Origin of the sequence: Coprococcus sp. AF21-14LB (genome assembly GCF_003458885.1) — a bacterium.
In the GTDB taxonomy this organism is placed as follows: Bacteria; Bacillota; Clostridia; order Lachnospirales; family Lachnospiraceae; genus UBA9414.
This window is the reverse complement of the sequence record NZ_QRVX01000017.1, coordinates 1-14,571: the sequence shown is the minus strand read 5'-3', so window position 1 is coordinate 14,571 and position 14,571 is coordinate 1. Positions and strand designations below refer to the sequence as shown.

14 protein-coding genes are annotated in these 14,571 nt (G+C 39.7%); all 14 read right to left on the bottom strand.

Annotation, left to right across the window (positions count from 1 at the left end):
* Positions 1 to 26: 26 nt before the first annotated feature.
* The 14 genes from DWX73_RS06035 to DWX73_RS05970 all read right to left on the bottom strand — a co-directional run bounded on the left by DWX73_RS06035 (position 27) and on the right by DWX73_RS05970 (position 14,373).
* Complete coding sequence (locus tag DWX73_RS06035; protein ID WP_118347835.1) at positions 27 to 1,373, bottom strand: sensor histidine kinase; 1,347 nt, start codon at positions 1,371 to 1,373, stop codon at positions 27 to 29.
* Complete coding sequence (locus DWX73_RS06030) at positions 1,363 to 2,040, bottom strand: winged helix-turn-helix domain-containing protein (protein ID WP_118347833.1); 678 nt, start codon at positions 2,038 to 2,040, stop codon at positions 1,363 to 1,365. Before DWX73_RS06030 ends, DWX73_RS06035 begins: the two co-directional genes overlap by 11 nt.
* A 12-nt stretch (positions 2,041 to 2,052) precedes the next feature.
* On the bottom strand, positions 2,053 to 2,721 hold the full coding sequence (gene phoU, locus DWX73_RS06025) for a phosphate signaling complex protein PhoU (RefSeq protein WP_118347831.1): 669 nt from the start codon (positions 2,719 to 2,721) through the stop codon (positions 2,053 to 2,055).
* Between the two features lie 3 nt (positions 2,722 to 2,724).
* Positions 2,725 to 3,474 carry a phosphate ABC transporter ATP-binding protein PstB gene (pstB, locus tag DWX73_RS06020; protein WP_118347829.1) on the bottom strand — a complete coding sequence of 250 codons (750 nt, stop codon included), beginning with the start codon at positions 3,472 to 3,474 and terminating at the stop codon, positions 2,725 to 2,727.
* Positions 3,467 to 4,273 (bottom strand): phosphate ABC transporter permease PstA, encoded by an 807-nt coding sequence (gene pstA / locus DWX73_RS06015; RefSeq protein ID WP_442871983.1) that lies wholly within the window; start codon positions 4,271 to 4,273, stop codon positions 3,467 to 3,469. Before pstA ends, pstB begins: the two co-directional genes overlap by 8 nt.
* Positions 4,274 to 4,345: 72 nt before the next feature.
* Positions 4,346 to 5,200: a phosphate ABC transporter permease subunit PstC gene (pstC, locus tag DWX73_RS06010; protein ID WP_118347825.1), complete on the bottom strand. Its 855-nt coding sequence runs from the start codon at positions 5,198 to 5,200 to the stop codon at positions 4,346 to 4,348.
* Positions 5,201 to 5,228: 28 nt separating this feature from the next.
* Complete coding sequence (locus DWX73_RS06005) at positions 5,229 to 6,137, bottom strand: substrate-binding domain-containing protein (protein ID WP_118347823.1); 909 nt, start codon at positions 6,135 to 6,137, stop codon at positions 5,229 to 5,231.
* A 171-nt stretch (positions 6,138 to 6,308) separates the two neighbouring features.
* Positions 6,309 to 7,586, bottom strand: a complete 1,278-nt coding sequence (locus tag DWX73_RS06000) for an L-cysteine desulfidase family protein (protein ID WP_118347821.1) — start codon at positions 7,584 to 7,586, stop codon at positions 6,309 to 6,311.
* Between the two features lie 15 nt (positions 7,587 to 7,601).
* Complete coding sequence (locus DWX73_RS05995; protein WP_118347819.1) at positions 7,602 to 8,783, bottom strand: MalY/PatB family protein; 1,182 nt, start codon at positions 8,781 to 8,783, stop codon at positions 7,602 to 7,604.
* Positions 8,784 to 8,808: 25 nt separating this feature from the next.
* Complete coding sequence (locus DWX73_RS05990; protein ID WP_118347817.1) at positions 8,809 to 9,786, bottom strand: ABC transporter ATP-binding protein; 978 nt, start codon at positions 9,784 to 9,786, stop codon at positions 8,809 to 8,811.
* Positions 9,776 to 10,807 (bottom strand): ABC transporter ATP-binding protein, encoded by a 1,032-nt coding sequence (locus DWX73_RS05985; RefSeq protein WP_118347815.1) that lies wholly within the window; start codon positions 10,805 to 10,807, stop codon positions 9,776 to 9,778. Before DWX73_RS05985 ends, DWX73_RS05990 begins: the two co-directional genes overlap by 11 nt.
* 13 nt (positions 10,808 to 10,820) lie before the next feature.
* Positions 10,821 to 12,158 (bottom strand): ABC transporter permease, encoded by a 1,338-nt coding sequence (locus DWX73_RS05980; protein ID WP_118347813.1) that lies wholly within the window; start codon positions 12,156 to 12,158, stop codon positions 10,821 to 10,823.
* Positions 12,159 to 12,174: 16 nt separating this feature from the next.
* On the bottom strand, positions 12,175 to 13,092 hold the full coding sequence (locus DWX73_RS05975) for an ABC transporter permease (RefSeq protein ID WP_118347811.1): 918 nt from the start codon (positions 13,090 to 13,092) through the stop codon (positions 12,175 to 12,177).
* Between the two features lie 69 nt (positions 13,093 to 13,161).
* Complete coding sequence (locus DWX73_RS05970) at positions 13,162 to 14,373, bottom strand: peptide ABC transporter substrate-binding protein (RefSeq protein WP_242996652.1); 1,212 nt, start codon at positions 14,371 to 14,373, stop codon at positions 13,162 to 13,164.
* Positions 14,374 to 14,571: the final 198 nt, after the last annotated feature.

Sequence of the window (14,571 nt, the reverse complement as noted above, 5' to 3'; positions counted from 1 at the left end):
ATTAGAACATGAAATGAGCCGGGAATTTATTCCCGGCTCTCCTTCTGTCTCCGTTTTGGTTCAAAAATCAATTCCATCTTCGTTCCTTTTCCGAGCGTACTTTCTACATTCACTCTTGCATTATGGAGAATTGCTCCATGCTTCACAATGGAAAGTCCGAGTCCGGTACCCCCGGTCTCTTTTGAATGGCTTTTATCTACCCGGTAAAACCGCTCAAAAATACGCTCCAGTGATTCTTCCGGAATTCCAATTCCATTGTCTTCAATAATCACTTTCGGCACTCCCATAACTGCTCCGGTCCAGATTTTCACATATCCTCCCGGCTGATTGTATTTAATAGCATTATCCGCTATATTATAGATCATCTCTTCAAGAATCTGACGGATTCCCACATACGTTACATGTTCTCCTGTCACTTCCATATGTACATCCTGTTTCTTAGCTTTCAGCGATAACCTCTGACAGATCTGCATTGCCATATCAAAGAAATCCACTTTTTCTTTTTCCAGTTCAATACTCTCTTCATCCAGACGCGAAAGACGGATAATATCATCCACAAGCGTCAGCATCCGATTGCCTTCGTTGTAAATAATTCCCGCAAACGTCTGTATATCTTCCGGACGCACAAGACCATTCATCATCAATTCCGCATAGCCGGAAATCGATGTAAGCGGTGTCTTTAGCTCATGAGATACATTTGCCGAGAACTCTTTCCTCATCTGCTCTACTTTCGCTTTTTCCTGATTTTGGTTTTCAATACTTTGAAGAAGCGGCAGTAACTCCTCATAAGCAATATGACTTGTCGGATGTTCCAGATCAATCTCATTAATCGGCTTAATCAGACGATTTGTCTGCCATTTTGCCATAATCAATGCTATCGTGATCATGACAACAGCCATAATCCCGAGACTCGGAAGCAGATCTGCCATCGTACTAAATACAGTATCTGTCGTTTTAGAAATTCTCAGAACTTTTCCGTTGCTGAGGTATTTGGCATAATAATATGTTTGTTTTTTAAATGTGTCTGACCTTCTAAGCGCCTCGCCTTCACCGTGTTCCAATGCTTCCAGAACTTCCTCGCGGCTTCCGTGGTTTGGCACGTTTTCTACTTTTTCTGTGCTGGAATCATAAACTACCGTTCCGTTTTTCTCTATCAGCATCAGACGATTTCCACCAATAAATTCGTCTAAATCAGAAAGGTAATCCTTCTCTGAAATCTCCAACGCCTTCTCAATATATTTCACTTCCTGCCGCACTTCCCGCTTCATATCTTCCAACGTCTGCTGATACAATACCAGCGTTGTAAACGCGAAAGAAAGAAGCAGGGTTATGCTAAGCACAAGCACCATGCTTCTTTGTATTTTACTGCTCATTCTCTGCTCCTATCCGATATCCGACACCTCTTACTGTCTCGATCAGGTCACCGGCTTTTCCCAGTTTCTGACGCAGGGTACGAATATGCACATCCACCGTACGGGTTTCTCCCGCATAATCATACCCCCAGATTTCTTCAAGAAGGCGATCTCTTCTCAGCACGATACCGCTGTTCTTGAGGAGTTTCTCCAGAAGTTCAAACTCTTTCAGTGTTAGGATAACTTCTTTATTCTCTACCGTCACTTCATGCTTCTTCACATTCAGCCTTAAGATCCCCGACTGGAGAATTTCTTTTTCTTCCGGCATCGTTCTGCGCAAGACTGCCTTAATTCTTGAAACAAGCTCCATCATCCCGAAAGGCTTTGTAATATAATCATCTGCCCCGCCATCAAGCCCTACAACTTTGTCATATTCAGAACCTTTCGCCGTTACCATAATTACCGGGATTTCTTTCGTTGCTGCTGATGTCTTTAATTCTTTCAGGAGAGAAAGCCCATCCTCTCCCGGAAGCATAATATCCATCAAAATCAGCGTTGGCTTTTTTTCCTTCAGCGCTTCTTTAAACGCTTTTCCGTCTCCAAAGCCTTCCGCTTTCATTCCTGTGGATTCCAGCGTATAGATTACCAGATCTCTGATATTTTTATCATCCTCAACACAATAGATCATGTTCTTCTCCTTCTACACTTCATATTCGGCGTGGTTGCCATCCTTGTGTACGCCCGTAATAGAAAATTCCACCCACTCCGCTATATTTGTCGCGTGATCGCCAATACGTTCCAGATATTTCATTACCATAACAAGATTCACAATCTCATCTCCATGACTGCCCTGCTCTTCTCTGATCACTTTCACAAGGGAATTTTTGGCCTGCAGGAAAAGCTCATCTACTTTATCGTCTTCCTCCATTACCTGTCTTGCAAGGGCGAGATCCCGATTAACGTATGCCCGGATGCTCTCCTGTACCATTTTCGCGACTGCCTCTGACATCTTATCCACTTGCGAAAGGTGATACTCGCCTTTAAAGTCATTGTGAAGAATAATATCTGCAATATCTGCCGTCTGATCGCCAATGCGCTCCATATCCGTAATCATTTTCAACGCTGCAGAGATCTGCCGCAAATCCTTTGCTACAGGCTGCTGCATTAGAAGAAGCCGAAGACACATCTGCTCTATCTCTTTCTCCATCCGGTCAATACTCTCATCTTCCCGGATAATCTCCCGCGCCATCTCTTCTGAACGCTTGTGCAGCGCCTGTGTTACTTTCTCAATCGCTTCTTCACAGCTCTTTCCCATCTGAATCAGACGTAAATTAAGAGTGTCCAGTTCTTTATCAAATCTGCTCCGCATAGCCTAGCCAAACCTCCCTGTAATATAATCTTCCGTTCGTTTGTCTGACGGAATGGAAAATAATTTCTCTGTTTCATTATATTCTACCATCTCTCCAAGCAGGAAAAATGCTGTATTATCAGAAATTCTGACTGCCTGCTGCATATTATGTGTTACGATAACGATAGTATAATCTTTTTTCAACTCCATTGCAAGGTCTTCGATCTTAGAGGTAGATACCGGATCAAGCGCCGATGTCGGTTCGTCCATCAAAAGTACTTCCGGTTGTACCGCAAGGGCTCTTGCAATGCATAACCTCTGCTGCTGTCCTCCTGACATCTGCAGCGCGCTTTTCTTCAGACAATCCTTTGTTTCTTCCCAAATTGCTGCACCACGCAGTGATTTTTCCACAATATCATCTAATTTTTGTTTCGAGCGGATACCATGTGTGCGAGGTCCATATGCAATATTATCATAGATACTCATCGGAAATGGATTTGGTTTCTGGAATACCATTCCAACACGCTTTCTTAATAAGTTCACATCAATATTCTTGTAAATATCTTCTCCGTCCAAGCAGATTTCTCCGGTCACTTTACAACCGTCAACTAAGTCATTCATACGGTTTAGCGACTTCAGCAAAGTTGATTTTCCACAACCGCTCGGCCCAATAAACGCTGTAATTTTCTTTTCTTCAATTGACAGATTAATATTTTTCAATGCCTGAAAATCCTGATAAAACAGATCCACATTTTTAATTGTAATTTTATCCATTGTCTCTACCTTTCATAAATTTCTTTGCAAATGCTCCTGATGCCGCGTTCATCACAATTACTAATACAAGTAGAATAACCGCTGTCGCATAGGCCTGATTCATGTATAGCCCTTCATTTGACAGGCTGTACATATGAACAGAAAGTGTTCTGGCGGAATCAAAAAGTGATTTCGGAATCTTCGCAACCGTTCCTGCCGTGTACATTAGCGCCGCCGTCTCTCCAACAATACGTCCGATAGCAAGAATGATACCTGCCATAATTCCAGGCACTGCTGCCGGAAGAACTACATGAAAAATCGTACGAAGTTTTCCTGCACCAAGTCCGAAACTGCCTTCTCGAAAAGAATCCGGAACTGATTTCAACGCTTCCTCTGCAGTACGCATAATCAGCGGCAGAATCATAATAGAAAGCGTTGCCGCACCTGCAAGGATCGAGAATCCTATTTCCAGTGTATTTACAAAAAACAGCATACCAAACAAACCATATACAATTGATGGAATTCCTGACAATGTTTCTGTTGTCAGACGAATCATCCCTACTAACTTTTTTCGTTTTCCCGTATATTCTACAAGATAGATTGCCGCAAATAATCCGAGAGGAACTGCCACAATCAATGCCAACGCCGTCATAATCACTGTTGTAATCAGCGCCGGAACAAAGGAGACATTATCCGATGTATAGTGCAGCGAGAAAAATTCCGGTTTCAGATGCGGAATTCCTTTGATCATAATATATGCGATTAAAAGAATGAGTACCGTAAATGTAATTGCCGCAGATAAATACACAAATATCTTCATAATCAAAGACGGAAGATGAGTTTTCTTTTTTAAACTTTCATGCTGTGTTGTCATCATTTCTTTCCTCCGTTTCTAAGATTTCTTCTGCTGTAAGGCAGACGCACATAAATTGATCAATAAGATAAAAACAAACAGTACAACCGCCGTCGCAATCAAAGCTTCACGGTGAAGATCTGTCGCATATCCCATTTCAATTACAATATTAGATGTTAACGTGCGGACACCTTCAATCAGCCCTTTTGGCATACGCGGCTGGTTACCTGCGACAAGAATTACCGCCATTGTTTCCCCAATAGCTCTTCCGATTCCAAGAATAACACCTGCTGTCACACCGGATTTTGCTGCCGGAAGCACAACTTTAAAAATACTTCTCTCATGAGTAGCTCCGAGCGCCAATGTTCCTTCATAGTAAAATATCGGCACTGCTCTAAGCGCAGATTCTGTCACACCGATAATCGTCGGAAGAATCATGATACCAAGCAAAATAGAAGCTGTCAGCATTGAATTTCCGTCATATCCCGGCGGAAGGAATTCACGAATAACCGGTACCAATACTACAAGACCGAAAAATCCATACACAACTGATGGAATTCCGGCCAGCAGTTCTGTCGCTGCCTTTAACCCTGGATAAATTTTCTTTGGACAGTAAAACGCCATAAAAATTGCTGTCAGAATTCCAATCGGAACACCGATCACAATCGCTCCTGCCGTTACATAAATACTTCCAAGAATCATCGGAAGAATTCCATAAAGATTGTTGGACGGCCGCCATATTTCCCCGAAAAGGAATTCCAGCCACCCGATTTTCTGAATAGCTGGAATTCCATTTCCGAAGAGAAATACACAGATTAAAATGACTGCCATAATCGACATGCACGCTGCTACAAGAAATACAATGTGCATTGCCCGCTCTTTCCACTGTTTCATCTGCTATACCTCTTATTCTCTCTCCCGATTATTTTTCAAGAGCTTCTTTCCATGTAGAAACTTCACCTGTAAAAATTGCTTTTACCTGATCTTTTGTTAAATCTTCTGTTGCATTATCGTTATTAACAATGACTGCGATTCCGTCAAGTGCAATGACCGTTGGTGTCAGTCCGCCTTCTAATTCAGAATCTTTCAGTTCTCTTGATGCCATTCCAATATCGTAAGATCCGTCCATTGCTGATGTCATTCCTGTTGTAGAGTCGCTCTGCTGCACTTCCACATTTACATTTGTATTCACTTTTTTATATGCTTCTGCAAGTTTTTCCATAACCGGCGCTACGGAAGAAGAACCGCCTACTGTTACTTTTCCTGATGCTCCTGTAGATGCATAAGCTCCTTCTACTTCTACCGGAATATAACCTTCTTCTTCAATGATTGCCTGTCCTTCTTCACTCATAATAAATCCCATGAAGTCTTTGGCTGCATCACTTACGCCTTCTTTTACCGCAATATTAAATGGTCTTGAAATTTCATAACTGCCATTCTTTACGTTCTCTGCCGATGCATCTACACCGCCAATTTTTACTGCTTTGACCGTATCATTTAATGCACCAAGAGATGTATATCCAATCGCGTATTCATTTCCGGCAACCTGTGTCATCATAACTGATGTGCTGTTTGTAATATTGGCATCTGCTGTTGTCATATCCACTTTCTCGCCGTCTTTTTCTTCTTCAACTCCGAAAAGTTCTACGAATGCTCCTCTTGTTCCGGAACCATCTTCTCTTGATACAACGGAAATTTTTCCTGCTTCATCCCATCCGGAAGCTCCTTCCTTGTTTCCCCCATCAGCTGCATCGCTGTCTTTACTTCCACATCCTGTAAGTACACTTCCTGCTAAAACTCCTGCTAATAGTAATACTGTTAACTTTTTCATAATATATGATCTCCTCTTTTAATTCATTTCTGTTGACATCTATTACTATAATGTCCCATTGTTAAATCCAAATACCTTTTTCTGTTAAATCTGTGTAAAAAAGTAGAAACACTACAAATAAAAAAACTGCCGGCAGCTCATCGTCTGCCAGCAGAAATAATCTGTTTTCTCTTATTGACTTTTTTCCTGTAAAATATCTACTATCGTTTTTTCCGTTCCAATCATTCCCGGAGATGCAATTTCACCCATATACCGCATCGTCTCTTCCGGTGAAGCTCCATTAATTCCATGAATTTCATCAATATAAATCTCATGCATTGCAAAATCCGCTGACTGAAATGCTGCATTCACAGCTACAATTCCTTTCATGGTGCATCCTTTATTTCCACCATGGCAGATCATACCGGTAATGCTGCTGGACATATTATTAATTGTTCTTGCCATCGCATGTTCATCTCCGCCATTCAAATACACTAATGCACATGCCATTCCGGTTCCTGCCGCAATACCGCAGCCACAAAATGCAGAAAGTTTGCCGGAGTATTCTTTAATATACATACAAACAAGATAACTCAAAGCTGTCGCACGATATAACATCTCATCACTCAGTCCTCGTATCTTACATACACCATATAACGGCATTGTCGCAATGATTCCATGAGCTCCCGAACCCGTAATACTCATAGCCGGCTTATCCAGACCAATAACACGCGCTTCAATTGCCGCATTGCAGAGCAGTGAAGCTGTATTCAATTCGTTCTGTGAGATGATCTTCCCATCGTTTTTCTCAAGCAGATAACGTGCATATGTTGTTCTTGGATTTCGGATTCCTTCTTCGAACAGTGCGTAATTCATCTCATACGCTGCTTTGATAAATTCAATCTCCTCTGCCGGAACTGTTTTCACATATGCAACAATCTGACTCAACGTATAGTTGTGGATCAGAGGCGGTTCTTCCTGCGTATTGGATTCAGTGATTTCCTCCTTTTCCAGAACAACCTGACCATTTACTTCAATCCGAACAATATTGGTATGTGCGTCACGAATTCTTACCATCGCTTCTCCGCCCGTTGTTTTTACCTGTGCCTCAATAAAAATGCGGCTTGTGATCTCACTCATTTTTACTGTAATTTTGCCTTCTGCTACAAGTTGCCCAGCGGCATCATTATCTTCTTTTGTCACATCTGCAAGACTCTCCAGTTCTTTTTCAGGGTTTCCTGCAATTGCACCCAAAGCTGCCGCATATTCATTTCCGTAAAAATGACTATTTGGGATTCCACAAGTATAGGCATTTTTATACATACCACTATTTAATAGAAGCGTTACATTTTCAATCGCCCCCGGAACAAATGACTTTGCTTTTGAAACTGCATATGCTATTGCTCCCGGCTCTGTCACACCAAGTGCCGGACGCATATCTTCCTTAATTAATTGTGTCAGTTCATGCATTTTCTTTACCTCCGTTTAGCAAGATAAATTGTTTACCGCTTCCTCTAATTGTTTTAGTGCTTTTTGTAATACAACTCGTGGACATGCTGCATTTAATCTCATAAATCCACTTAATTCTCTTGTAAAGTCTGAGCCAGGGCTTAAACCTAAGCCTGCTTTTTCAACCATAAACTTTTTCAATTCTGCATTACTCATATTTAATGCTCTGCAATCTAACCAAACAAGATAAGTTGCATCTGGAATATTAGCCTTAATGCTCGGAATGTGCTCCTCAAAATAGTCACGAATAAAGTCCAGATTACCAGAAATATATTCCAAAAGCTGTTCCAGCCATTCTTCACCCTCATTCAGCGCTGTTTCCATTGCCACTGAACTAAAGGCATTATTTCTATGTACATCCATTCCACTCCAGTAAGCGTCAAATGCTTTTTTCATCTCCATATTAGGGAACACTGTCGTAGACGCCTGAAGCCCTGCAAGATTAAATGTTTTTGTTACTGAAATACATGTGATGATTTTTTGATCAGCTTCCGGTACTGCAATAGCTGCCGGTATGTGCTTTTTCCCATGAAATATGATATCTGAATGAATTTCATCTGAAACTACCAATACATCATTTTCAAAGCAGAGTCTAAGCATTTTAGCCAGTTCTTCCTGCGTCCAAACACGTCCCAACGGATTATGCGGATTACATAAGATAAAAAGTTTCACTTTAGGATCTTTTACCAGTCTTTCAAATTCTTCAAAATCCACTTCCCATACACCATCATGCTCTAAGAAATTATTCTGTACGAGCGTTCTTCCTGTGTTTTCTGTAATTTCAAAAAATTCCGGAAAAACAGGTGGCTGAATCAAAACTTTATCTTCCTTATCCGTAAATAGTTTAATAATAACTGCAAGGGCTGGAACTACCCCCAAACACCAGCTGCATAAGTCTGTATCTAATGTCCATCCATTTCGCCTCTTCTGCCAATCAGCATAAGCCTTAAAATAACTGTCTGGACGAGATGTATATCCCCATATACCTTCTTCTGCTTTCTTTTTGCAGGCATCAATAATCGGCTGTGCTGTTTGGAAATCCATATCGGCAATCCAAAGTGGAATTACCTGATCTGTTCCGAAATTTTTCACTCTTTCGTCATACTTTGCAGAACGGTTTTTACTTCTGTCTACAGGCTCATCAAAATTATATTTCATAGCTTTCCCCTTTCTCTATGACTCATTATTCAACTAAATGACATGCTACATAATGTTCATTTCCTACATTTTTAAATATTGGTCTTTCTTCTTTACAACGCTGTGTAGCATAAGGGCATCTTGATGCAAATTTACAGCCAATCGGCGTATCTATCGGACTTGGAACATCTCCTTGAAGCATTTCTGGTTTCTTCTTTTTACTGATAGCCGGATCAAGTTCAGGAACTGCTGACATAAGGGCTTTTGTATACGGATGAAGCGTATGCTCATATAGTTCTTCTGTCTCTGCAAATTCCACAAGAGATCCTAAGTACATAACCCCTACTTTCTTAGATATATGTCTTACCATAGAAAGGTCATGTGCAATAAATAAATATGTAAGTCCTAAACTTTCTTGGAGATCTTCCAGCATATTTACTACTTGCGCCTGAATACTAACATCCAACGCTGAAATAGGTTCATCACAAACAACAAAATCTGGATTTACCGCCAATGCTCTTGCAATTCCGACTCTCTGTCTTTGCCCTCCTGAAAACTCATGTGGATAACGACTTGCATGATCTTTTCCAAGACCGACTGTATTTAGCAGTTCGTAAATACGCTCCTGTCTTTCTTTTCCTTCAAACAGATGATAAATGTCCAGTGGTTCACCAATAATATCAGATACTGTCATTCTAGGATTTAATGATGCATATGGATCTTGGAAAATCATCTGCATTCTTTTTCTATACGGCCATACCTCAGAGGCGCTCAATTGCGCAATATCCTTTCCGTCAAATATAATTTGTCCGGATGTTGGCTTATAGAGACGCATAATTGAATATCCTGTGGTTGATTTACCACATCCGGATTCCCCTACAAGTCCGATTGTTTCCCCTTTTTGTACTTTGAAGGAAACGCCGTCTACCGCTTTTACATATTCTACTTTCTTACCTAAAAGCCCTTTTTTATTTTCAAAATACATTTTTAGGTCTTTTACTTCCAGAAGCGTATTATTTGCCATTACGGATTCCTCCCTTCTGACTTTCATAATCTTCATTCTTTGGTGCATCCGGATGACACATGAAACAGCTTACACGATGTGTATCGCTAATATATTCTTCTGGAACCGGCATAGATGCACAAACTTTCATAGCATATTTGCACCGAGGATAAAATGGACATCCTGTTGGCGGATGAAGCATATCCGGCGGTGTTCCAAGAATCGGAACGAGTCTTTGCTTAGATTCCTCACCGGTTACCTTTGGAACAGAGTTCAAGAGCCCCATTGTATATGGGTGATGCGGTTCGTAAAAAATTTCTTCTGTTGTTCCTTCTTCCATGATTTTCCCACCGTACATAACAATGATTCTATCACAAATACTAGAAGCACATCCCAAGTTATGTGTAATTAAAATAGTAGCTGTGCCGAGTCTTTCATTCAATTCCTTCATCAAAGCTAACACCTGTGCCTGAATAGTAACATCTAAGGCCGTTGTCGGTTCATCTGCAATCAATAATTCCGGCTCACACGAAAGTGCCATAGCAATCATAGCTCTCTGTCTCATACCACCTGAAAATTCATGCGGATAGGAATGAAATCTCTTTTCCGGTGAAGGAATCCCAACTAAACGCAGCATTTCAAGAGCACGCTTCTTGGCATCTTCTTTGCTGATTTTATGATGTGTTAAAATAGCTTCTGTAATCTGATCACCAATTTTAAATAAAGGATTTAAAGATGTCATTGGATCTTGAAAGATCATTGCGATATGATCCCCCTGAATCTTACGCATCTCACTTTTTTTCTTTTTCAAAAGATCTTCTCCATTAAAAAGAATTTCACCTCCGGTAACTTTGCCCGGATATGCTAAAAGTCCCATGATAGAAAGTGATGTTACACTTTTTCCACTTCCGGATTCACCGACAATACCAATGATTTCACCCTTATTCAAATCAAAACTAACATCGCGAATTGCCTTTACCTCTCCCAAATGCGTAAAGAAAGAGGTATGTAAATTTTTAACATCTAATAATTTTTCACTCATCTGGATTTCCTCCTTACTTACGCTGTTTTGGATCAAATGCATCTCTCAGACCATCACTGAATAAGTTAAATGTCAAAATAGTTACTGAAATCGCAATCGCCGGGAATACCATCTGATATGGATAAACATAAATTCCGGCTAACGCATCATTACAAAGTGTTCCCCAGGAAGCCATTGGCGCTGAAATTCCCAAACCTACAAAACTCAAGAATGCTTCATTAAAAATAGCACTTGGAATCTGCATTGCGATATTTACCATAATTGGTCCCATCATATTTGGAATCAAATGTTTAATAATAATTCGTTTTGTATCGGCTCCTGTCACAATGGCTGCTTTAACAAACTCCTGTTGTTTCAAAGTTAAAACCTGCCCTCTGACAATACGAGCCATTTTTACCCAGAATGTCAATCCTAATGCCAGGATAATAGATGTAATACCAGGACCAACTACAACCATAATTAAAATAACATAAAGCGTCATTGGAATAGAGTCTAATACGTCGATCACGCGCATCATAATATTATCAACTGCTCCGCCAAAATAACCGGCAATTGCACCATAAAAAACTCCTACAACAAAGTTGATGAATGCTGCAAAGAATCCAACAAGAAGTGAAATACGTGCTCCATATACGATACGAATAAATAAATCACGCCCAAGACCATCTGTTCCAAGTAAATATGTTTTATTTCTAAGTTTCTCCTGGTTTGTAAGTTCCTCTCCATCACAGGAAACTACTGTACGCTGAATTTTATTTTCCAGAATATTTTTCGCTTCTTCTACAGTAACTTCTGTTGTGTCAGTTCCTGCAAAATATTCTTCTAAATATGTAATTCCTTTGATATCGATTTTATCTAAACCTTTTTTTGCTGCTTTCTTTTCTATTTTTTTGAATTCTTTACTTGCTTCTGAATAGGTACTGTAATCGACACAAATTTCACTTCCTTCAACATCGAAATAGTTTTTCTTTGCTGTCATGTCCTTATTCTTTGTTTCTGCAAGTCCCTCAAGATTTCCTTTTTCATCCACTACAATAACCGTATATTGCGGTGTTACATATATATTTTTTCCATTTTCTAAAGGATATACTTTCATCACAACCGGAATATTGGCTAATTCCAAGTCCTGCGTTTTATAATCATATTTCCAGAACATTGGAATAAAAATAGCTCCAATTGTAAGAACTATAATTACAACTAAAGATAAAATCGCTATTTTGTTAGATTTTAATCTTCTCCATCCATCTTGCAAAAATGTAAGACTTGGACGCTCCATCTTTTCTGCATTTTTTTCATCCTGTTCTAATGGAGCCCATAATTCCGGAGAAATATTGCTGTTTTTTTCACTCATACTTTAATCACCTATTTTACTGATATTTAATACGTGGATCAATTAATACATACAGAATATCGACTACCAAAATACATATTACAAGTATAATTGAGAAAAATACTGTAATTCCCATAATTAATGTGTAGTCTCTGTTAAGAATACTATTAGTAAATAAGTTTCCGATTCCCGGAATACCAAATACTTTCTCAACAACAAAGGATCCTGTAATCAACGCTGCAAACATCGGTCCTATATAAGTTACCACCGGAAGAAGTGCATTTCTTAATGCATGTTTTCCAAGCACCTTCCACTCTGGAAGTCCTTTGGCTCTCGCTGTTCGAATATAATCCTGATTCAGAACATCTAGTGTTGATGTTCTAGTAAGACGAACAATATAGGCCAGCGAGAAAAGGGCGCTGACTATAACCGGTCCAATATATCCTTTCCAGCTATTTACTCCATAAGATGGCACCAAATTTAATATTTTACTGAATAAAAACAGAAATCCTGTCGCAAATACAAAACTCGGGATGGTAGCTCCCAATGTCGATAGTATCATCAATATCCTGTCTATAAACTTATTTTGTCGCAAAGCTGCAATAATTCCAAAAAACACTCCAAATATCAAAATGACTCCAGACGCCCAAATACCTATTGTTAACGAATACGGAAATCCTGCTGAAATAATATCATTCGTTGTAAGTCCTTTTTTCATAAATGAAATACCGAAATCACCATGCAGATAATTCCATAAATATGTTCCGTACTGTTCAATTGGTGGTCTGTCAAGTCCGTATTTTGCTTTCATATTTGCAATAATCACCGGATCATTCATCTTCTCACTGGCAAATGGATCACCAGGAATCGCATTCATCAAAATAAATGTCAGCGTCATAATGAACCAAATTGTAATAATTGCAGAAATTACTCTTTTTATCACATATCTCAGCATATTACTTCTCCTCTAATAATAGGGAGACCGAAAAGTAAAGCACTTTCCGGTCTTCCTAAAAATTAAAAACTACTCAACGATTTCTGCGTGGCTGAACATAAATGAATTGCCTAATGTACGTTCAACATTTTCTACGTTATCTTCGTTTACAAGAGCTACGAAAGATGGATAATAAAGCGCAGTTACAGGTACATCTTCCATAAGAGCTTTCTCTGCTTCCACCCATGCATTATCTCTTTCCTCACCCAATGATGCCGTTGCTTTATCAAATGCTTCGTCAAATGCTTTATTTCCTGGATTTAATGTTGTATCATGAGAAGCACCTCTGTACTCTTTCCATCTCCACTGGCATGTATTATTTCCGTTCTGAGAATGGAACAGTTTAATCAGTCCACTGGCATCATACGGATTATTTGTCCATCCACCAGGAGCCATCTGGTAATCACCTTTGCTCTTTGTAGATTGGAATACACTGGACTCTTCTGCACGAAGTTTTACTTTAATATTTAAATTTGTTTCCAACATCTGCTGAATCGCTTCACAGAGTCTCTTATTCTTTTCACTGTTAGAATATGCAAGTTCTACTTCCGGGAAGCCTTCTCCATTTGGATAACCAGCTTCTGCAAGTTCTTTCTGAGCTGCTTCCACATTAGCCTGACGTGGATTAATACCATATTCCTCTGCCGGATAACCATCTTCTTCCATTACACGGAAAGAAGAACCATCTGTCTTCTGACAAGTTGGAGCAATAAATCCGCTTGCCGGTACAGAACCGTCTTTTAATACCTGTTCTGTAATCTGTTTTCTATCAATAGCCATTGCAACTGCTTTTCTTACATGAAGGTTATCGAATGGTGCTTTATCAACATTAAAGTTCAAGAACTGTGCACCAGTATCTGCACCAACGATTACATATGGATCCTCTGCTACAATCTGAGGAATCTGTTCTGCCGGAAGATGATCCATAACATCTACTTCTCCCGCCTGATATGCCTGATATGCAGTATTATCATCAGCAATAATAACTGCTTTGATACCTGGAAGTTTTACTTCATCTGCTGCATAGTAATGTGGATTTTTCTTAAATAACATATGTGAACCAACCTGATATTCTTCTAAGAAGAAAGGTCCATTGCTTACAGCAGTTTCTGGTTTTTTCTCCCAACCTTCACCTGCTTTTTCGACTACTTCTTGCTTAATCGGAAGATAAACATCATTAGCAACTAACTGCGGGAAGAATGGCGTTGCATTTTTAAGAACAACTTCAAATGTATAATTCATAAGGGAAGTATCAGATTCAGAGCAGATAAAAAGAGCAGTTCTGAATTAACAGGAACTGCTCTGAATGTGATTCTTTCCAATTGTACCAGGCCGCGGACGGGTCAGCCAGTCTGTGTATGGGGAAAGTATCTTCTCTGCCTGGTGAAAATGCTGAGGTTTTGAAGAAACTCACCGATATAAAAAGGTGATTTTTGTACA